This window comes from Psychrobacillus sp. FSL K6-1464 (genome assembly GCF_038003145.1).
GTDB classification, from domain to species: Bacteria; Bacillota; Bacilli; order Bacillales_A; family Planococcaceae; genus Psychrobacillus; species Psychrobacillus psychrotolerans.
The window spans coordinates 1,857,393-1,877,854 of record NZ_JBBOOP010000001.1 but is presented as its reverse complement, the minus strand read 5'-3'; the positions used below and the strand labels follow the sequence as shown (position 1 = coordinate 1,877,854).

General features: G+C 35.8%; 21 protein-coding genes and 1 other annotated feature. Of the genes, 15 read left to right on the top strand and 6 right to left on the bottom strand.

Annotation, left to right across the window (positions count from 1 at the left end; genetic code table 11):
* Nucleotides 1-142 precede the first annotated feature (142 nt).
* A complete protein-coding gene (locus tag MKX39_RS09235; RefSeq protein WP_340769282.1) occupies nucleotides 143-1,036 on the top strand; it encodes a PucR family transcriptional regulator in 894 nt (297 codons plus the stop codon).
* A gap of 121 nt (nucleotides 1,037-1,157) precedes the next feature.
* Complete coding sequence (locus MKX39_RS09230; protein WP_093534089.1) at nucleotides 1,158-2,255, top strand: ABC transporter ATP-binding protein; 1,098 nt, start codon at nucleotides 1,158-1,160, stop codon at nucleotides 2,253-2,255.
* A 40-nt stretch (nucleotides 2,256-2,295) separates the two neighbouring features.
* Here the strand turns inward: MKX39_RS09230 and MKX39_RS09225 are convergent, their stop codons facing one another.
* A complete protein-coding gene (locus MKX39_RS09225; protein WP_340771391.1) occupies nucleotides 2,296-2,874 on the bottom strand; it encodes a YitT family protein in 579 nt (192 codons plus the stop codon).
* A gap of 433 nt (nucleotides 2,875-3,307) precedes the next feature.
* Between MKX39_RS09225 and MKX39_RS09220 the strand changes: the two genes are divergently transcribed.
* Together MKX39_RS09220 and MKX39_RS09215 are read left to right on the top strand one after the other, a co-directional pair.
* Nucleotides 3,308-3,799: an NUDIX hydrolase gene (locus MKX39_RS09220; RefSeq protein ID WP_093534093.1), complete on the top strand. Its 492-nt coding sequence runs from the start codon at nucleotides 3,308-3,310 to the stop codon at nucleotides 3,797-3,799.
* A 417-nt stretch (nucleotides 3,800-4,216) separates the two neighbouring features.
* On the top strand, nucleotides 4,217-4,600 hold the full coding sequence (locus tag MKX39_RS09215) for a hypothetical protein (RefSeq protein WP_093534097.1): 384 nt from the start codon (nucleotides 4,217-4,219) through the stop codon (nucleotides 4,598-4,600).
* A 90-nt stretch (nucleotides 4,601-4,690) separates the two neighbouring features.
* Here the strand turns inward: MKX39_RS09215 and MKX39_RS09210 are convergent, their stop codons facing one another.
* Nucleotides 4,691-4,969, bottom strand: coding sequence for a hypothetical protein (locus MKX39_RS09210; protein ID WP_093534099.1), 279 nt, complete (start codon nucleotides 4,967-4,969; stop codon nucleotides 4,691-4,693).
* Nucleotides 4,970-5,188: 219 nt separating this feature from the next.
* Nucleotides 5,189-5,404, top strand: a binding site (T-box leader).
* Between the two features lie 35 nt (nucleotides 5,405-5,439).
* On the opposite strand from MKX39_RS09210, the gene argS reads away from it, so the two are divergent.
* The 5 genes from argS to MKX39_RS09185 all read left to right on the top strand — a co-directional run bounded on the left by argS (nucleotide 5,440) and on the right by MKX39_RS09185 (nucleotide 12,197).
* A complete protein-coding gene (argS, locus tag MKX39_RS09205; RefSeq protein WP_340769280.1) occupies nucleotides 5,440-7,119 on the top strand; it encodes an arginine--tRNA ligase in 1,680 nt (559 codons plus the stop codon).
* A gap of 344 nt (nucleotides 7,120-7,463) precedes the next feature.
* Nucleotides 7,464-8,369: a S16 family serine protease gene (locus MKX39_RS09200; protein WP_340769279.1), complete on the top strand. Its 906-nt coding sequence runs from the start codon at nucleotides 7,464-7,466 to the stop codon at nucleotides 8,367-8,369.
* A 123-nt stretch (nucleotides 8,370-8,492) separates the two neighbouring features.
* A complete protein-coding gene (locus tag MKX39_RS09195; RefSeq protein ID WP_340762328.1) occupies nucleotides 8,493-9,746 on the top strand; it encodes a Y-family DNA polymerase in 1,254 nt (417 codons plus the stop codon).
* A gap of 125 nt (nucleotides 9,747-9,871) precedes the next feature.
* Nucleotides 9,872-10,606, top strand: coding sequence for an SDR family NAD(P)-dependent oxidoreductase (locus tag MKX39_RS09190; protein ID WP_340769278.1), 735 nt, complete (start codon nucleotides 9,872-9,874; stop codon nucleotides 10,604-10,606).
* A 163-nt stretch (nucleotides 10,607-10,769) separates the two neighbouring features.
* Complete coding sequence (locus MKX39_RS09185; RefSeq protein WP_340769277.1) at nucleotides 10,770-12,197, top strand: aldehyde dehydrogenase family protein; 1,428 nt, start codon at nucleotides 10,770-10,772, stop codon at nucleotides 12,195-12,197.
* A gap of 222 nt (nucleotides 12,198-12,419) precedes the next feature.
* Here the strand turns inward: MKX39_RS09185 and MKX39_RS09180 are convergent, their stop codons facing one another.
* Nucleotides 12,420-13,202: a helix-turn-helix domain-containing protein gene (locus MKX39_RS09180; protein WP_340769276.1), complete on the bottom strand. Its 783-nt coding sequence runs from the start codon at nucleotides 13,200-13,202 to the stop codon at nucleotides 12,420-12,422.
* A gap of 215 nt (nucleotides 13,203-13,417) precedes the next feature.
* On the opposite strand from MKX39_RS09180, the gene MKX39_RS09175 reads away from it, so the two are divergent.
* From MKX39_RS09175 to MKX39_RS09165, 3 genes are all read left to right on the top strand, one after another.
* The gene (locus tag MKX39_RS09175; protein ID WP_340769275.1) at nucleotides 13,418-13,888 is read left to right on the top strand and encodes a DinB family protein; all 471 of its coding nucleotides are present in this window, start codon (nucleotides 13,418-13,420) and stop codon (nucleotides 13,886-13,888) included.
* A gap of 18 nt (nucleotides 13,889-13,906) precedes the next feature.
* A complete protein-coding gene (locus MKX39_RS09170; protein WP_340769273.1) occupies nucleotides 13,907-14,335 on the top strand; it encodes a VOC family protein in 429 nt (142 codons plus the stop codon).
* 162 nt (nucleotides 14,336-14,497) lie between these two features.
* Entirely contained in the window at nucleotides 14,498-14,872 is a 375-nt protein-coding gene (locus MKX39_RS09165) for a hypothetical protein (protein WP_093534117.1), read from the top strand.
* A gap of 62 nt (nucleotides 14,873-14,934) precedes the next feature.
* Here MKX39_RS09165 and MKX39_RS09160 read toward each other — a convergent pair whose 3' ends face one another.
* Nucleotides 14,935-15,474, bottom strand: coding sequence for a TetR/AcrR family transcriptional regulator (locus MKX39_RS09160; protein WP_093534119.1), 540 nt, complete (start codon nucleotides 15,472-15,474; stop codon nucleotides 14,935-14,937).
* Nucleotides 15,475-15,613: 139 nt separating this feature from the next.
* Between MKX39_RS09160 and MKX39_RS09155 the strand changes: the two genes are divergently transcribed.
* Nucleotides 15,614-16,999, top strand: a complete 1,386-nt coding sequence (locus MKX39_RS09155; protein WP_093534121.1) for a DHA2 family efflux MFS transporter permease subunit — start codon at nucleotides 15,614-15,616, stop codon at nucleotides 16,997-16,999.
* A 29-nt stretch (nucleotides 17,000-17,028) separates the two neighbouring features.
* On the opposite strand, the gene MKX39_RS09150 is transcribed toward MKX39_RS09155, so the two are convergent.
* Complete coding sequence (locus MKX39_RS09150; protein ID WP_340769269.1) at nucleotides 17,029-17,661, bottom strand: phosphatase PAP2 family protein; 633 nt, start codon at nucleotides 17,659-17,661, stop codon at nucleotides 17,029-17,031.
* 133 nt (nucleotides 17,662-17,794) lie between these two features.
* A complete protein-coding gene (locus MKX39_RS09145; protein WP_340769267.1) occupies nucleotides 17,795-18,688 on the bottom strand; it encodes a DMT family transporter in 894 nt (297 codons plus the stop codon).
* A 280-nt stretch (nucleotides 18,689-18,968) separates the two neighbouring features.
* Between MKX39_RS09145 and MKX39_RS09140 the strand changes: the two genes are divergently transcribed.
* The gene (locus MKX39_RS09140) at nucleotides 18,969-19,691 is read left to right on the top strand and encodes a ZinT family metal-binding protein (RefSeq protein WP_340769266.1); all 723 of its coding nucleotides are present in this window, start codon (nucleotides 18,969-18,971) and stop codon (nucleotides 19,689-19,691) included.
* 356 nt (nucleotides 19,692-20,047) lie between these two features.
* On the top strand, nucleotides 20,048-20,380 hold the full coding sequence (locus MKX39_RS09135; protein ID WP_340769265.1) for a hypothetical protein: 333 nt from the start codon (nucleotides 20,048-20,050) through the stop codon (nucleotides 20,378-20,380).
* The last annotated feature ends 82 nt before the right edge of the window (nucleotides 20,381-20,462 follow it).

Below are 20,462 nucleotides of genomic sequence, written 5' to 3'. Positions count from 1 at the left end.
AATGAGTTGCCTACAGGTTTTATTGTATTTCCAAAAAAATTAAAAGCGTGTTGGTTTATGATAAGCTACAATAATAGTAGAATAGTCAATACTTTTCTGTAGATTGCAAAAAAGGTAATTCTTTCGAAAGAAGGTTTATATAATGATCGATCAATTAAGAAAAATTTACTCTACACTACAAGTATATAAGGACAGTTCCGACGAATTAGGCTTAGATTACAAATGGTTTACAACAGACAACCATGAAGTCATTGGCATCCGTAACGACGAACTAACCTCCAAAGATATCTCATTATTAACGGCTTTTCTATCCCCCTATAATGTGAAATTCCCTAATCCAACGGATGCAGAAGGAAAGTGGAGGAAACTTATTTTCTCTATCGAACCAATAGAGGGAGAGAAGGAATGGAAACCTAGTAATCCTTTTCGTTTCGTATATTTTTCGTTTAATAAAGATCAGGTAGAACCTATCTTGTTTAAAGATGCCATAGATGCGCTCTTTGACAAGCAAGTGTCCATTCTTTGGCACAATGAACACGAAGGTTTTATCATCGAGCAGCAAATGGTGGATGAGGATAGCATTTCATACGATCAGATAATCGATATTTTAATGAGTGACCTTTATGTGAAAATTAACTTCTTTGTGGGACCATATAAAAAGGATGTTAATGATCTTTCCCTTCACTATAAATCCTTGACCAATGTGGCCAACCAAGTATTCCAGTATACGAACAAATCGGTAGTGACTTATGTCGATGCTATACCTTTTATCTTAACAAAGCAGACCGATGAAGGATTAAGACTGGATATTTCTAAAACTATATTACATGAGTACATATATGATGAAGAAACGATTAAAATGATCGAGACTTTTTTCGAATGTAACTTGAACCTTTCCGAAACAGCAAAAGTACTCCATTTACACCGAAATAGCCTGCAATATCGATTAGATCGCTTCGTTGATAAGACGGGAATCGATATTCGTCAATTTCATAATGCAATGACTGTTTCCTTGGCATTGCTAGCAAGAAAATAATAGTTAGTAAATATACACAAAGATCTGGTTCATCTTTGTGCACTATTCCCATTTCTTGAAAATTAGAAATATAGTATTCTATTACTAATGAAAGCACTTACAATTTCAAGGGGGAAATAGAATGGCTGAACTTAAATTAGTAAATGTTAAAAAGGTATACGACAATAAAGTAGTTTCTGTAGAAGACTTCAACTTAGAAATAAGAGATAAAGAATTCTTAGTACTAGTTGGCCCATCTGGTTGTGGGAAATCAACAACATTACGTATGATTGCTGGATTAGAGGAAATTTCTTCTGGTGATTTATATATTGGAGACAAACGCGTAAATGATGTGCCACCGAAAGATCGTAATATTGCGATGGTATTCCAAAACTACGCACTTTACCCTCATATGGATGTATACAATAATATGGCTTTTGGGTTGAAGCTTCGCAAATTTAAAAAAGATGAGATTAAAAAACGTGTGGATAATGCTGCAAAGATCTTAGGATTAGAAAATCTATTGAATCGTAAGCCAAAAGCTCTTTCTGGTGGTCAGCGTCAGCGTGTAGCACTTGGTAGAGCAATCGTTCGTGATGCAGAAGTTTTCTTAATGGATGAGCCGTTATCTAACTTAGATGCAAAACTTCGTGTGCAAATGCGTGCAGAAATTCAAAAACTACATAGCCGTCTACAAACGACTACGATCTATGTAACCCATGACCAAACAGAAGCAATGACAATGGCTACAAGATTAGTAGTTATGAAGGACGGGATCATTCAACAAGTGGGAGCGCCAAAAGAAGTGTATGATGAGCCAGACAATGTATTTGTCGGTGGATTTATCGGTTCTCCAGCGATGAACTTCTTGAATGGTAAATTGATCGGTAATTATTTCATCATGGATGATGTAAAGTTATTAGTTCCTGACGGCAGACTGAAGATCCTTAAAGAGCGTGGGTATGACGGGAAAGATATCATTCTTGGTATTCGCCCAGAGGATATTAATGATGAGCAAGTATTCCTAGACTTCTCTCCGGAAACAAAAGTGAATGCATCTGTGGAGGTTGCGGAACTAATGGGTGCGGAAATCATTCTATATTCACAAGTGAACAATCAAAGCTTTGTCGCTCGTATTGACTCTCGTTTCAATATTACAGCAGGGGACACAATCGACTTAGCATTTGACCTGAGTAAAGCACATTTCTTTGATAAAGAAACAGAACTACGTATAAAATAACATTAAGCCGCTAAAGGAATTATATCCTTAGCGGCTCTTATTATGAAATCGTTACTTTCCTCGTAATAAAACTCGTTGTTACACCAACAAAAAATATCGTAATTATCGATAGAAGTAATGTATCAACAGATAATAATAGCCCACCGCATAACACCACAATCGAATCGATAATAAAAATCAGTATACCTACATTCACACCCGTTTTCACACTGAGTAGTTGAGCTACTAAATCGGTGCCCCCCGTGCTGGTCTTAAAGCGTAGCATTAAACCTATTCCTGCTCCAACAAAAACTCCACCTAATATGGAGCTATAAATCGCCTCGATATGTATAAACCCTACCATTGGTTGTAGAATATCTATCAAAAAAGAAGAGATGATCATTCCATGCAAACTATTATAGAAATATTCCCGATAATTAAACCACGCAATAATAAAAACCGGAATACTAAATAATATAATCATTAATCCAGGCTTTAAACCCCAGAGATAATTTAAAATGAGTGCGATCCCGATAATTCCACCATCTAACACTTTATATGGGATTAAAAAAAGATTAATACCTAATGCTATAAAAACACTTCCAACTAATATAACCAAGCCTTTTTTTATCAAATGCATCACTCCCCAGGACATCCATGTATATAGAATATGAAAAAAAGAAAGTGATAATGTAATAATATAAGGGGATTTTTAAGAAAAAGAATTATTTATTGTAATTCGGATTACTAAATATTAACAACAAAAATGAAGGTGAAACGATAGTCCGTAACGAATATTTTAGGGACAGAAGAGGTGGAATAGTATGTTTTGGAGAAGAGACAAGGAGAATTTATAAAGGTATTGGAGAAATGGTCAAACAAACCCATTTGATAGGGAATGGCATTTTGAGGTGGTGTGAAGCTGAATCACATACGAATTCGATACCACCGATACGCATGCTATGGAAGTATTAAGTACAATCCCATTCACTCCATGCCCTAGATAGGTTACATACCAAAAATAAAAAAGAATGATGCTAGCTACCCTACTATTTTGAAAGGATAGTGAAGAATTGACATCTAAATATGTGAGCTGGGGAGATTCAAAAGTAAAATTAACCTGGAAGCGTGATTCACAACTTCCTCCAAGAAGTTTGATAACAAGCGTTCATGGCTTCTGCTTTAAAGGAGAAAAGCTTCTTTTGGTTAAGTTAAATCATAGAGGCTGGGATTTTCCAGGTGGCCATATTGAGCTTGAAGAGAGTCCCGAAGAATGTCTAAAGCGCGAGACATACGAAGAGGCTTATATAACAGGAAGTACCACCCTTTTAGGTCATATTATTGTGGACCATCATGAAAACCTAAAATGGGATACAAGTAGTATCTATCCAAAGGTAGGATATCAAGTGTTTTACCGGATAGACATTGAGCTAATGCATGCTTTTCAAGCACAGTTTGAGTCTGCTGAAAGAATACTGATTAATACTAGAGAAGTAATAGAATATTATCATGATTGGAACGAACTTTATCAAGAAATTCTTGAATGTGCATTAGACCTAAAATAATCTATATTTAAAGCTTAGCTATATTGAGTTAAAGGGGAATTTACTAAAGAAATGGATGTGAATCAATGTTAGTGAAAGGTCATATGATCAGTATGCCTAAGAATTATTGGTGCTTATGGATACCCATTTTTCTTTGGGTGAGTTACTACAATATTTTTTTTGATTGGCAATTGCAGGACTTCAGTGTAAATGAAGCCGAAGATTTTGGACGCTATGTATTTGTGTTATGTATAAGTTTTTGCGAGACCTTTATCTATATCTTACTAATTCGGTTGCTAGTATATTTATTTAAATATACCTTTAAATTTAAAAAACAGAATTCTTCACAGTAAACAAATTAATAGAAAATATCATAAGCTAACAGGTATTTCTCTCACTACAATTTACGATATTGTTGCCATTTATAGGGGGATTTGAATGACGGTATCTATTCACGATGGTGTTTTAATTGCTTACTCAGTTAGTTTTCTAGAAAATGAATTACTTTTAGATATACAAACGGTTGTAGATGAAACTGTAACTGTTACTTTTCGGAATTATTTAGCACATAATTTCAGTTATGTAATGGCAGGAAGTATTATATTCGATATAGAAGAAGTAGAATTGAAATCGTTTTTTGTAGAGAATAGAAAACTATTTGACACTTATAAATTATATGCTTGGCCGATTTGGGAATACGAGGAAACCAATGAACTCGAACACTATTTTCAAGAAAACAGTTATAAATGCTACGTTATTAGTGCATCTTTAGGACTGACAGGTTATGTATTTGCTAAATCCCTTACAATAAAAAGGAAATGATCAGTTTTACTATATAGATTGTATTAGCTGATCACCATTCCCTCAAAAAAATACCCGCAGAGATGCTAGTTAAAAATACTAAGTTAAATTTTATCTCCTAGGCAGATTTAGATGTTTTTTTATTTTTTCCATTTCAGATGTTAAATAATCAAGCTGTTTCTGCATATTTTTACTATTTCCATTGTTGCCATTTTCACTTTGTTCCTGCCGTGCCTCTTCTATAGCTAATACGGATGCCATCGTAGCAAGAACATCGCCAAGTGTAGTGATTGCCCCTGCGATGACAGCGAGTTTAGCGCTTTGGCTATCTGTTTGGTGGTTTTGACCATTTTGATTTTCATGGAATAAAAAGTTTTTATTTTTATCCAAGTCGTTAACCTCCAATAATTTACACTTACCTTTTGTGCTCATTATATTCATAGTGTGGTTTTTGGTGAAAATTTTTTAGTTGCTTCTGAGGAACTTGTGTAAGTTGGATAAGCGAGTGGAGTGATTCAATCGACGGGACCAATGATAAGTATTTATAAAATTTGAAAGATGGTGTTGACGCAATTTTGAAAATACTGTACTATATGTAAAATCATAAAGTTAAATTCGTTGATGAAGAGAGTAATCGATGCACAACTGCGGAAGCGAGTTAGGGACGGTGGGAGCCTAATACAGAAGATCGATGAAGCGCACTTCGGAGAAATGTCCTGAAATGGAGTAGGGAAAATCGGGGAAGACACCTCGTTACGAACGTAAAAGCGGTCACATTTGTGGCAACTAGAGTGGTACCACGGGAATATAGCTCTCGTCTCTTATAAGAGACGAGGGCTTTTTATATTGGAGGAGAAAATATGAGCCTGACATATCAAATTGCAACTATCATTTCGAATGCTTTAGAAAATGAATGGACTGTAGAGCAAGTGGAACAATTATTAGAAAAACCAAAGCAAACAAAACACGGGGATATGGCATTTCCTTGTTTTACATTAGCTCCTAAAATGCGTAAAGCTCCGCAGCAAATAGCGTTAGAGTTAAGTAAGAAGTTAGAGGATTATTTAATCACCAACGTACAAGTAGCTGGTGGATACGTGAATCTTTTCCTCCATCAAGAACTGGTTACTAACCAAGTTTTACAAGCGATTACGAGCGATTTACAGCAGTACGGAAGTAAAAAGAAAGAGCATGAAAAAATTATCATTGATTTTTCTTCACCAAATATAGCAAAGCCTTTTTCAATGGGGCACTTGCGTTCAACTGTAATAGGCAACTCGTTAGCGAATATTACAGAGAAAAATGGGTACGAAGCTGTTCGTATTAACCACCTAGGAGATTGGGGCACGCAGTTTGGCAAGCTTATTGTCGCTTATAAATTATGGGGAAACCAAGACAATATTCTTGCAGCACCGATTGCAGAGCTATTAAAGATTTATGTGCATTTTCATGACATGGCAGAAAAAGATGACTCGTTAAACGAACAAGCTCGTGCAGCCTTTAAATCGCTCGAAGAAGGGGATGAAGAAGCTCTAAACTTATGGAATTGGTTCAAAGATGCATCTTTAAAGGAGTTCCAACAAATCTATGAACTTTTGGGTGTTCGCTTTGATTCGTATGCTGGAGAAGCTTTTTATAACGATAAGATGACTAGTGTAGTAGACGGTTTAAAAGAAAAGGGATTGTTAATGGAATCTAACGGGGCGTTTGTAGTAGAACTCGAAGATATGCCCCCTAGTCTGATTACAAAGAAAGATGGGGCTACCCTTTATGCGACCCGTGATCTAGCAGCAGCTATCTATCGTCAACAAACATATCAAGCGACTAAGACGTTTTACGTTGTAGGAAATGAACAAACACTTCACTTTAAGCAACTATTTTCGGTACTTGAGAAAATGGGCTATGAATGGGCTAAACAGCTAGAGCATGTTCCATTTGGAATGATGCTGAAAGACGGCAAAAAAATGTCTACCCGTAAAGGTAAAATCATCTTGCTTGCTGACGTAATAGCGGATGCCATTCACACAGCAAAGCATAATATTAATGAGAAAAATCCAACCTTAGAGGATAAAGAGGAAATTGCCAAGCAAGTTGGTATAGGAGCAGTTATTTTCAATGATTTAAAAAATTATCGCATGAATGATATTGAGTTTTCGTTAGAACAGATGCTTAACTTTGAAGGGGAAACTGGACCTTATGTACAATATACTAATGCTAGAATCTGTTCGTTGCTCCAAAAAGGCAACTTTAAGGCTGTAGAATTCAACTTTTCACCACTTGGAGATGAAACATGGCCAATTATCCAACTACTCGAGGATTTTCCTGGAGTTGTAGAAAAAGCGTTTGCTTATGCTGATCCATCTCAAATAGCAAAGTATTGTTTACTACTATCGCGCCAGTTCAATAAATATTATGCGAATACCAAAATTTTAGCTAAGGATGAAACCACTTCTTCTAAGTTAACATTAGCGTTTTCCGTATCTATAGTTTTAAAGGAATGCCTACGTTTATTAGGTATGCCAGCTCCTGAAAAGATGTAATGCAAGGTTGGAATAAGTACGGATATAATATTCAGCAACTGTATACAGTACTCTACAAAGACAAGCACGAACAATAGAACGATAGTTTCTGCTTTTAAGGGAAGGTATGGAAAACTCCATTTGATCGAAAAAGAAGCAAACGAGCTAATAGCGTTTGCTTTTCTTTGTTATCTGGATATTTGATGTAAATTTCCTATGAACGAATCAGCAATAGCTATCAGGTTTCTATTGTTTCGCAAGCACCGCACTTAACTTTGGTAAGACTCCTAGAAATTGTGGATTCAATAGGAAGGTTTTTTTAGTAGCTAATCGAATTAGTATAAGAGTATGTATCGGAAGGATCGGTGATCAAGATAATTGAATCAACAAACAAGCATCAAATACTTCCGTTTGTAATGACAATTTTTGTTTACTATGCGGAGCTCTATTTGTTTCTCCTCGATTATATTTCTAGTTTTTTCTTTTGCAACATCCTGGCATTGCTCGTTATATTGTGGCCATTTTATTTATTAGGAATTAGGAAAACAAACACGTTAAAACATATCTTCCTATTTTCCTTTATCGCTTCGTTTCTTTTATTGATATATGAAGTACCACTGATTTCAATGGAAGGGAACCGGTATGTCGTATCATCTTATCATCCACCAGAAGAACTAGTAAAAAGCTCTGGAATCTACGTGTTGGGTGTAAATACGACCGAGGTACTACTGGAGGAAGGCTTAGAAGAACAAGATTTTTTAGAGCTTAACAGTCACTCCATGATTTTTGATATAAACCAAGTTACTAATATCCATCGCTATGCGAATAAAACTATAGCACTTATTCAATTGATTGGTATCAATTTAGAAGTAGATTATGTTCACCAGATGTCCATGAATGTAAATGCGTATTTAAGTACGAGTAATATAGCAATTGATGAATTTTTATCTAGAAATAATGTAAATGGGAACAGTGCGGGTTTGGCTCTCGTATTATCCAGTCTAATAGAACAAGAGGAAGTTAAAAATGTAAAAACAATTGGTGTGACAGGAGCTATCAGTAAAACTGGGGAAGTAATAGAAATAGGTCAAGTAAAAGAAAAAGTTCTAAGTGCAAATAAAATAAATCTCCCGTATATAATTCTCCCTCTTGGAAATTTAGAAGAAGCCAATGAAGTAGTGGAATCATTAAATCTTCCAATAGAAGTTATCGGAGTCCAGACTGTCAATGATGCCATTCAAAAAATCAATGAGCTAAACGAGGAGAAATAAAAGGAGAAAGCGAATAGTACAACGTTTTTTTGCCTATCTACCCAATTTTTTACCATTGAATAAGAACGTTTGTTTGTAATATACTATAAAGAACATACGTTCCGAAAGAGAGTGGTGAATATTATGTATGAAGGACTAAAAAACCGGAAAATTATATGTATTGATATACGAAGTTTTTTTGCGAGCTGTGCAGCAGCAGATGCTGGCCTGGATGTTACGACTACACCGATTGCAGTCATCGGAAATTTGGAGCAAAAAGGAAGTATCGTGCTTGCTGCATCTCCACCTATGAAAAAACAGTTTGGTGTGAAGACTGGAACTCGCTTGTTTGAAATACCAGATCACCCTTCCATACATCTTATTGAACCTAAAATGGAGTTTTTCGTTCGAGTATCGATGGAAATTACACGCTATTTACATCAGTTCGTCCCACATGAGTCCATTCATGTGTATAGTGTCGATGAGTGTTTTGTAGATCTTGGCGGAACAGAAAAGCTTTGGGGACCTATTGAAAACACGATAAAACGTATACAAGACGAATTATATGCTCAATTTCAGTTGCCATGTGCAGTGGGTATGGGGCCAAACATGCTTATGGCTAAGTTGGCACTCGACCTGGAGGCGAAAAAAAGTGGCTTTGCTAAATGGGCATATGAAGATATTCAGGAAAAGTTGTGGCCGGTAACACCTTTAACTGAAATGTGGGGGATAGGATCACGTCTTCAAAAAACATTAAACAATATGGGGATTTTTAAAGTGGGTCAATTGGCGAATACCCCGTTATCCTTACTCGAGGAAAAGTTTGGTGTAATGGGCAACCAACTGTATTACCATGCTTGGGGAGTAGATCTATCCGAGCTCGGAGCACCTCTTGCTGAAGGGCAGATTAGTTATGGTAAGGGACAAATATTATTTAGAGATTATCGTAGTAAAAAAGAAGTGATGGCAGTCGTTTTGGAAATGTGCGAGGACGTAGCTAGACGAGCACGTGAAGCGGAAATGGTTGGAAGAACCATACATCTATCTGTTGGGTATAGTAAAGAGGAATTTGGCGGTGGATTTAATCGTTCCCGTTCTATTGATGAGCCGACAAACGCCACCATGACGATTTATAAAGTATGTGAGCAAATTTTTGATGAATTTTATGATCGCCGTCCTGTTCGAAAATTATCCATCTCGATTACCAATTTAGAACCAGAATACTCCATGCAACTAAGCTTGTTCGAAGAAAGTAAATGGAAGGAACGGAAGCTTGGAAAAACAATGGATGCCTTACGTAGTAAATACGGTTCTACTTCCGTTTTACGTGCAGTTTCATATACAGAAGCAGGAACTGCAAGAAAACGTGCAGGATTACTCGGTGGACATAAAAAGTGAAACTTAGGTAGTTTAATACTTTGACTTTAGGAAGTAAGAAGACTATATTTAGAATATAAATATCTTCAATTCAAGATATAAAGTTTAGATATTTAAATTTTATTTAGATAGGGAGAGATTTTCTAATGAAATTACAAGGAAAAGTAGCTATTATCACAGGTGGTGCATCGGGAATTGGTGCTGCAACAGCAAGACTTTTTGTTGAAGAAGGCGCAAAAGTTGTGTTAGTAGATTTAAATGTAGAAAAAGGCAAAGCGTTTGAAGCAGAGCTAAAAGCTCAAAATGCCGAAGCACTATTTGTTAAAGCAAATATTACAAGTGAAGAAGAAGTTCAAAATATATATAAAGAAACCATCGCCGCTTTTGGTAAAGTAGATATAGTTTTCAATAATGCTGGAATTGGTCGCGTTACTCCTACAGAAGAGTTAGAGTATGCAGAATGGCGGAATACAGTGAATGTCGATTTAGACGGCGTATTCTTAGTTGCGCGTGATGCAATTCGTGAAATGCTTAAATCTGGTGGTGGCACAATTGTCAACACTGCATCTATGTATGGGTGGGTAGGTTCTCCTGGATCTGCTGCTTATAATGCGGCAAAAGGCGGAGTTATTAACTTAACTCGCTCACTGGCATTAGAATATGCAACCAAAAATATTCGTGTAAATGCACTGGCACCAGGTTTCATCGATACACCGATTATTCCGGAAGAAAGCAAAGAAGTATTAAAAACGATGACCCCAATGCAGCGTCTAGGGCAGTCAGAGGAAATGGCTAAAGCAGTACTATTCTTGGCTTCAGATGATTCTTCCTTTATGACTGGAAATGTTCTAACGGTGGATGGCGGATATACAGCACAATAAGTAAACCTTTAAAATGACTTCCGACTTCAACTCGGGGGTCATTTTTTGTTATAGGAATTACTGCTCCACCAAAGAAGTCACCCCCATCCTTGGTATCCACTTGTTTACGAACAGCCAAAAAGGGAACAAATAAAATAAGTCAATTTTATAAAGGAGTTTTATTATGCTTAATCATACAAAACAATACATCAATGGGGAATGGGTGGATTCTACTGGTTCAGAAACAATTGAAGTAGTAAACCCTGCAACAGAGAAAGTAATTGGTAAGATTAGCAGCGGCACGAAAGATGACGTGGATCGAGCTGTGGAGGCTGCCAAAGAAGCGTTTCCAACTTTTTCAAAAACATCAGTGGATGACCGGATAAAACTTTTAGAGGATATTGCAAACGAATACGAAAATCGGAAAGATGATTTGATAAAAATAATAACCGAAGAACTTGGTGCTCCAATCACCAAATCAGAGAAAATCCATTATCAAATGGGCCTTCAACATTTTAGGCAGGCTGCAGAAGAGTTGAAAACCTTCGAATTCATAGAGGAAAGAGAAAATTCTTATATTCAAAAGGAAGCGATTGGTGTAGCTGGACTTATCACCCCATGGAATTTCCCAACCAATCAAATTTCTACAAAACTCGCTAGTGCATTGGCAGCAGGGAGCACCTTAGTAGTGAAGCCTGCATCTAAAACTCCCTTTGCATCTATTATTCTAGCGGAGATTTTTGATAAAGTTGGTGTTCCTAAAGGAGTATTTAACCTAGTGAATGGTTCCGGTTCAATAGTAGGGGAGGCAATTTCCTCTCATCCGGATGTCGATTTGGTATCTTTTACTGGCTCGGGAGAAGTCGGAAGTAGTTTGATGAAAAATGCAGCAGATGGTATTAAAAATGTATCATTGGAACTTGGAGGAAAATCTCCATTAGTCATTTTAAAGGATGCTGATGTAAAAGAAGCAGCAAAAACTGCATTAACTCAAATTGCTACAAATACGGGACAGGTATGCTCCGCGGCAACACGAGTGATAGTACATGATGAAATGCATGACGATTTTATAGAAGCAATGAAAGAATTAGTAACGGAGTTTCCTGTTGGCGATCCACAGGAAGAAAGTACATTTATGGGGCCGCAGGTTTCCAAAGAACAATGGGAAACCGTTCAATCCTATATCCAAAAAGGACAGGAAGAGGGAGCCACTATCGCTATCGGGGGACCTGGCAAACCCGATGGAATGGAGCGTGGTTTCTTTTCCAAAATAACTGTTTTCACGAATGTGCAAAATGATATGACAATTGCGCAGGAGGAAATTTTTGGCCCCGTTATGTCCGTTATTATGTATAAGAATATTGACGAAGCTATTAAAATCGCCAACGATACCGTATATGGTCTTGCTGGTTACGTATTCGGAAATGATAAAGAAGAACTGAAAAAAGTGGCTTTAAATATTCGAGCAGGACAAATAAGAATCAATAATAGTAAATCAGACATATCGGCCCCATTTGGTGGCTTTAAGCAATCCGGCATTGGTCGCGAATGGGGAGATTATGGGATTGAAGAATTCCTGGAGCCTAAAGCGATTATGGGAATGCCCTCTTAAATAGAATAGAATCTGTTTGAGTAATTTTAAGAGCACTGTAAAGTCCTCGGAGCTATTTCACAGCGAGTAAGTGAACGATAAATCGTTTGCTAACTCGCTGTTTTTAATTTCAAATTCAACACTTCCTAGAGAAAAAAACAGAAATAAGACAGGTAATAAACAATGCCTATTAATAACCAATGTTAAAGTGGTAAACAGTAGCTTCATTTGCTTCACAAGAGATCATTCCTCCAATTCCTCATAGAATTCAAATAAGTCTCGTTGGCAAATCTTTTCAAAAATACCTGCGTAATAACCTGCAAGATTATGAATTTTCTTCTTTTTAGTAGCATGTAAGGAGATTGATAGTGCCTGGTATCCAACATTTTCATAGAAATCTTTGTACTGAGGGAAGCAATTAATGACACGGTGAGTTAAGCTTCTGTAGACGCCATACAATTGACTTACTGTCCTTTGGTCTTTTCCAAGCATGGAGAAAATAGTTGATTTAAACTGTTGGTAGAATGTATTTGAGTTTTTATGTAAAGAATTATCCGCAGTATCTTTAAAATACGTATTATGTAATAATTCTTTTTTAGGGCTTAAAGAATAATCGGTTTCTTTCTCCGTGAAATGCTCTTCAGTGCTTGATATTAATAGAGTTTGAGATACCTCACGACTGATCATTTCCGATTGGTCAACGTAAGGCAAAATGACTAAAATATTAGCGCCATAACCTTTTGCCACACGTCGAATGGTAGAGATTCTTTCAATAATACGAAGATTTTCTAACTTAAGTAACGATCTTCGAACCGTTGAATCCGATTTATTAATCAATTGTGTAACTGTTTTTACTTTTAAATGAGCAGCACCAGGATACTTACAAGCATATTGTGCCAGGAAGGATAACACTGTACGATCCGTATCACTCAACTTGTAATAAAGCTCCGTTAGATGCGATCTAATATGTCCATCCATTTCAGTAACACTTTCAAAAGTTTGATATTCCTTTAGATAAATCGTCATTTTATTTTCCCCCTAGAATGATGTAAGTTAGCGATTAGCCAAACGCTTCACAACCATTACATAGAAGAAAAAAGGAAAAAAGAATACATAATACAATAAAGAGTTCTAAAAAACTTGAGGAATCTCTTTTAATAGGAGAAAGGGAAGGGATTTAGTGTGGTCAAAGAGAATACATTTAAGAGCAGGAGTGTTAAGAGAAAAGAGGGGGATTAATATTGGAACAAACAATTTTTCAGCATATGCAAGTAGTAAGGGGAATAACAGAAAAATCTATCCTACAAATACCCGAGGAACTGGCAGATATTATTGCACCAGGATTTACGAATAATATTCGTTGGAACTTTGGTCATATTGCATACATACAGGAAAAGCTTGTATTTGGTGTTTCTAGCGATAAGATGAATCTTCCGGAAGCATATGAAGTATTTTTTAGTGCGGGTACGAAACCCGCTGATTGGATTGGAACACCACCATCTCTAGCACATATTTCGGAGGAACTAATTGCACAAAAACAACGAATAGAACATTACTTACCTGGAAAACTACAGAATAGATTGCCTGAGCCTTTCACTAACAAAGCTGGAATTACATTTCATACACTTGGAGAAACTTTTCTATTCAGTTTTTATCATGAGGCCCTGCATATGGAAACGATCAAAAGGATTTATCGTGCCATTAAAAACTAAAATGAAGGAGGAACTAAATTGGAACATGTTTTAGATCATATCGGAATTGCAGTAAGAAGTATTGATGACGCACTTCCCTTTTACCTGAATGTGTTAAATGGAACACTGGAGGACCAATATACGAGTGATGCCCCTGGAGTAGAAGTCCATGTCGCAGTTGTCAGAACTAGTGATAAAATGATTGAATTACTTGCGCCGACCAACAAGAACTCGCCAATGGCTCGATTTATAAAGCAACGAGGAAAAGGTGTACATCATATCGCTTATCGAGTGAACGATTTGGACAAAGCCATACTCGACGCTAGAAAAAAGGGAGTCCGTTTTTTAGAGGACACACTACGTACCAACATTCGTGGAAGAAGACTCATATATATAAATCCAGCATCAACTGATGGGACTTTGATCGAACTATGTAGTTATGCAAATATAAATAACTCGGATGATTAATGGAAAGAGGAAAAAGAGGGAATTTTATATTGCATCAAGTCTTAAAATATAGACCCGGTTAGAAATGTCAGTAAAATAAAAAGACAAAGGGTTTATCCATACATATGACTGGACTTTAATTGACTACATTAAATAGGAACCAATTAATAGGGAGAGGTAGCAATGTTAAAGAAAATAGTTGTTTTAGGAATTTTAATGCTTTTCATTTTATCAGCATGTAATTCTTCCACAATGAGTATTAAAGAAATTGAAAATGTTCCTAAAGATTTACAAGAATATGTGAATTCCAGTTTAAGGCTTCAATCAATTAATGATGGGGAAAAAGGTTATTATATTATATTTCATTCAACTGGAGAGGTAGAAGCATATTTAGAAACACAAGGAGATAAGTTAAATATTATGTTTAATGAAACCAATCTAAAAGATGAAGTCATAAAGCAAAATACGTATTATGTAACAACAGGTCCAGAACACGAAATGATAGATGTTCTAGTAAATGGAGAATCAATTCCATTTGATAATATGACAGTTCAATAATTGAAAAATAATTAATGCCAACACATTGAATAATTGATGTGTTGGCATATTTTTGTAGTGAACTAGGAGCGATACATAAGATTAATTTGCTCGGCAATATAGGTTGAATCTAAATGTAGGCCATCTTTTAACCACCACATAATGATACCTACAATAGAAGCAGTTTTGACATCTGGATCTACAACGACTTTTCTACCTATACTCTTAGAATTACTCCTTCTAACAACTATTAAATCTTTCATCAGTAAAAGTAAGTGTTTCTCAATTTGTTCAAACTGTACTAAAGCCAATATATGATTTCTTTGTTCCAGAAGATAATCTAATAACTGTAGTAAATGCTGTTGTCGATTTCGGTCAAAGGTGGAAGTTAAATTTTCAATTTTGTCTGTTAGTACTTGGAAAATGTCGTTCGTTAAATGTTCTTTTAGCTCATTAATATTCTGATAATGTAAATAGAAGGTGGTCCGGTTCAAGTTTGCCCGCTGTGTCAATTTTTGAATAGAAATCTGGTGTAGAGAATGACCTTCTTGTAGTAGTGTTAAGAGGGCTTCTTTGAGCATTTCCTGTGTACGTATAGCACGAGGATCTTCTTTATAAGTCATATGAATCGGTCCTTTTTCGTATAAATTATCTACTAATCGACAGAAATGATCTGAATGTATACGGATGTTAATTTGTTTTTGCTAATATATTTCATAGACACTTTGTCGATAATATTTATTATATGGGAAGGAATTTTATATGCCAAACGAAATCTCAAGTACTACCAAAAAAATACTACTTATCATTATGATTACAGGAACCTTCTTTTCTACCTTAAATCAAACACTATTAAATGTTGCACTTAGTGATTTAATGATTGTTTTTAATGTAAATACCTCGACGATACAATGGCTAGCAACTGGCTTTATGCTTGTAAACGGAGTGTTAGTGCCCATTACAGCATACTTAATGAAACGATTTTCAACTCGTCAGTTATTTATTAGTTCTTTGTTATTCTTACTGATTGGCTCGATTGTTGCAGCATGTGCCAATAATTTCGGCGTACTATTAACAGGTAGAATGATTCAAGCAGTAGGTGCAGGAATTATCATTCCATTAATGATGACGGTAATTGTATACTTATACCCAGCGGAAAAACGTGGCGCGGTTATGGGCAAGATTGGTTTTGCCATTATTTTTGCACCAGCAATTGCACCAACTTTAGCAGGGGTTATTTTAGAATATTTATCATGGCGATGGTTATTTATCATGATGATTCCATTTGTAGCAGTAATCATCATTCTAGCAAGTAAATATTTAGTGAATGTTGCGGAAACGTCCAAAGCAAAACTCGACATAGTAAGTGTGATATATTCGACTTTAGGGTTTGGATTTGTTCTTTTCGGCTTTAGTAGTGCAGGTAGCCGAGGATGGGATGATTTAGTCGTCCTTACTTCCATTGTTGGAGGTTTGCTCGTAACAATCTTGTTCTGTTACCGACAGATAAAATCTGCGGAGCCTCTATTGAATCTAAGTGTTTTTAAATTTAAAGTGTTTACGATGACGACAGTTGTGAATATTGTTATTACCATTTTAATGTATGCCGATTTAATATTGCTGCCGATTTATTTGCAGGACGGGCGGGGGTTTACTGCACTCGGTGCAGGATTGTTATTATTACCTGGGGCAATTATTAATGCCATACTTTCTCCAGTAACTGGGAAGTTATTCGATAAATTTGGGGCAAAACCTTTGTTTATCTTAGGAACAGGGTTAATCGCGATATCGATGCTTGCGGTTATTGATTTATCACCCGAAACAACCACAATATATATTTTAGTTCGTACAATTTTATTGCGTATTGGTTTAGCATTTATCACAATGCCGTTAAATACCGCTGCTTTAAATGCCTTACCAAAAGAATTAGCTTCTCACGGATCAGCTATTAATAATACGGTTCGTCAGCTCGCGGGAGCAATAGGGACAGCTGTTATAATGACAATCTATACGATTCAATTAGTGAATGTCTCGTTAGAGTCTAATACTGCTTATATTAATGCGGCAAGTAACACGTATTTCTATATGTTTGTAATTTCTATAATAGCGTTTATCATTACTTGGTTTACGCCGAAGAAGACTAGCTAATGAACATTTTATAGGAATACCAAAAAGACTTAAGTTCTAGTGGACTTAAGTCTTTTTGTTTGTTCGCTTAAATTCCGATGTTCTCTGTTTAACCACCATACGCAAAGGATGAACCAACTATAGCCAAGCAGCCACCCGGCTACAATATCCGAAGCAAAGTGACGTCCTTCTGTTATTCGAGAAAATCCAATGAGCACTGCTAATATAATGGCTGAAATCCAAACGATGAGCGATATTTTCTTCGAATTAATATGTAGCGTAATTAGATAGGAGATTGTTAATAAATAAACTAACCCATGAAAAGCATGTCCGGATGGAAAACTAAAAGTAGAAAACTGATCTACAATTTCAGGTCGAGGACGTTCAATAATTCGTTTTAAAAATTGATATAAACCATATCCCACCCCGATGGATAGTAGGACAAAAACCATTAACCTGTAGTCTTGTTTTCGAATCCAAAGGAGGATTAGAACAAGTATCATAATCGCAAAAATAAACTTGGTTTCACCTAAATAATGGAATATTGCAATAAAACTGTTGCCATATAACGTATTAAAAGCAACCTCATCAAAAGCTTGGATGAATGGTGTTTCATAAGTTATCCATAAAACACAAAATACAACGAAAGCACAAACGGCTAAAACATATTGTAACTTATTCATACATCTATTCTCCATTTTAGTAAGGATACATTAGTATGGCTAAGATACGAATAGAAATACAATTTATATACGTAGTATCTTAGTTTTAAATGATAAAACAGTAGGAATCTCATATTCCTACTGTTTTGTTAAATCATTTAGTTGTTGTTTTTAATCTGTTTGGGAGATTAATAGAATTATTTTCACTAACAAATGTTGCACCTAAAAGTAATGCACCACCAAGTATTTGCACAAAAGTCATTTGCTCTTGCAAGATAAGCGCAGATATTACTAATGAGGTGATTGGATCTGCATAGCTTAGTGCAGCGATGCTTTGTCCTTTTAGTTTTTGCATACCTGAGAAGAATAACAAGAATCCAATACCCGTGTGTATAACCCCTAAGATTAATATAAAAGGAATGGAAGAACTAGATACTTCTAAAATTCCAAATCCCTCCGTAAAGAAAACATATGGCATGAGAAGTATTGTGGCTGTTCCCAGTTGAAGGACAGTAGTTTCTAGCCCATCCATGTTTTTAATAAACTTATTTAGCAACATTAAAGAAGCATATAACACAGCTGCCATTAAACCATAACCAATGCCAATTAAGTCATTCAATCCAGATGTATTTACACCACCATTACCAACAATGAATAACATACCGAGCATAGCTACAGCAATACAAATTATTTTCTTCACGGATAATTTTTCCTTGAGTACAAATGGCGAAACAATTAGAACAATAACTGGTGCAAAATAATAACTTAAAGTCGCATTAGAAAGAGTCGTATGCTTGAATGCTTGGAACAGGAAAATCCAATTTCCACCCAAAGCAATACTAGATAGTAATAAAATAAGCGCATTTACTCTAACTATTGCCCACGAAATTTTCTTTTTCATCAGGAACATCACAGTTGTTAAAAACAAACTGCCGATTAAACCGCGTAGTAAAGCTATTTCACTAGAAGACAAATCAATGTATCGAACAAACACACCGATTGTGCCAAAGATTATCATTGATAATAAGAACTGAATTTTAGATTTCATCGTTTGCTCCTCCAAATCGGTGAAAGTGTTCGTATTTCGCAGACTCTTCAACTGTTATTAATAGCAGTTGAAAATACCTTATGAATTCTCGACATTTCTTGATGAACTAATTATACATAATGACATATTGTTTAACCACCTGAGCTTTAGTTAGATAACATTAGTCTCCCAACCCATTTTGTCCTATTCTCCATATGTTAATTTTTACTTGACGTTTAAAAAAGACATGTATATACTTCTAAATAGTAATCATTACGATTTATGAAAAGGAGATTTAGAGATGAAGATTTCATTAGCAACAGGGTTAAGTGTAGTAGTCATAAGTTCAATATTGGTAGGTTGTCAGAATTCAGAACCAGATGGGGCCTCCACTGAAAAAGAAGTAAACAGTGCAGAAAGTCAAACAGATTTTAGTGAGCAAGAGCATGACCATGATCATGAACATAGTCATGGACATGATGAAAAGACAGAAATTTACGATGGGTTTTTCGATGATAGCCAGGTAAGTAATCGTTCCCTTTCGGATTTGGAAGGCGATTGGCAGTCCGTTTATCCCTATCTTCAAGACGGTACACTTGACGAAGTATTCGAATATAAAGCTGAGCTGGACGATTCTAAGACAACCGAAGAGATTAAGGGATATTATGACAAAGGTTATAAGACGAATGTGGAGCGAATTATAATTCAAGGGGAGAAAGTTACTTTCTACAAAGGAGAAACAGAGTATTCCGGGCAATATATCAATGATGGATATGAAATACTAACATATGAAGCTGGAAACAGAGGGGTCCGATACATATTTAAATTAGTAGGAGAGAGTGATGGACTGCCTCAATTTATTCAATTTAGTGATCATAGCATTAGTCCGAATGAATCTGACCACTTCCATTTATATTGGGGTGACGACCGTACGGCTCTACTAGAAGAAGTTACAAATTGGCCAACTTACTACTCGTCGGAATTGGACGGACATGATATTGCACACGAAATGATAGAGCACTAACTTTAATAATTAAATAAAGTAAGCTATCTTAGGAAAGTATTCTGTCTTTTACAGGATACTTTCCTTTTTTATATGCTATTTTAGGGACAAGAGCTGTTTAGAATATATTTTAAAGTTACTGATTAAAGTGGGAGAAGGGTACGAAGATGTTTAACTTGAAGAGCAATGCACTACTTAGCAGGAAAGTTAACAGGAAAATATTTTAGCCGTTAAGTGTCATACTTCAAAAAGGATAGGAATAAGTACATAACTAGAACCTATTATAAAATGGGAAGAAATGAGATGATTATACGTTAGAAAAACTGAGAGAAATTAATCTGAAAACTGCTGTAATACTAGGGATTGTTTTTTACTCTTTGACTATCTTACTACATCTTCTTATTCTAAGCGGAATTATTCCGTTAACATGGATTAATGGCGGACGTTCTGAATCCTTCACTACTCAGTTACCAGTATCTATAATCAATATTTTTATTTCTATTATTGGAATAGGATTTACGCTTTTTATAAGTAAAAATGTATTAAAGAAGTACCGAAGAGGAATTACCGTTATATGTTGGCTTTTTGTAGTACTCTGGTCAGTTGGTTTTGTACAACAATTGCTAGGAACACCTTTTGAGAAAATGATTTGTTCATTAATATTGTTACTAGGAGTCATCTCGAACTTGAGGATGGCGATCGAAAAATGAAAATAATATAGTGCTTTACATAATGAGCTGTTTATACAACTCTCAGACTGTAGACAAACTCAATTTTAGGTGTATAGAGTTG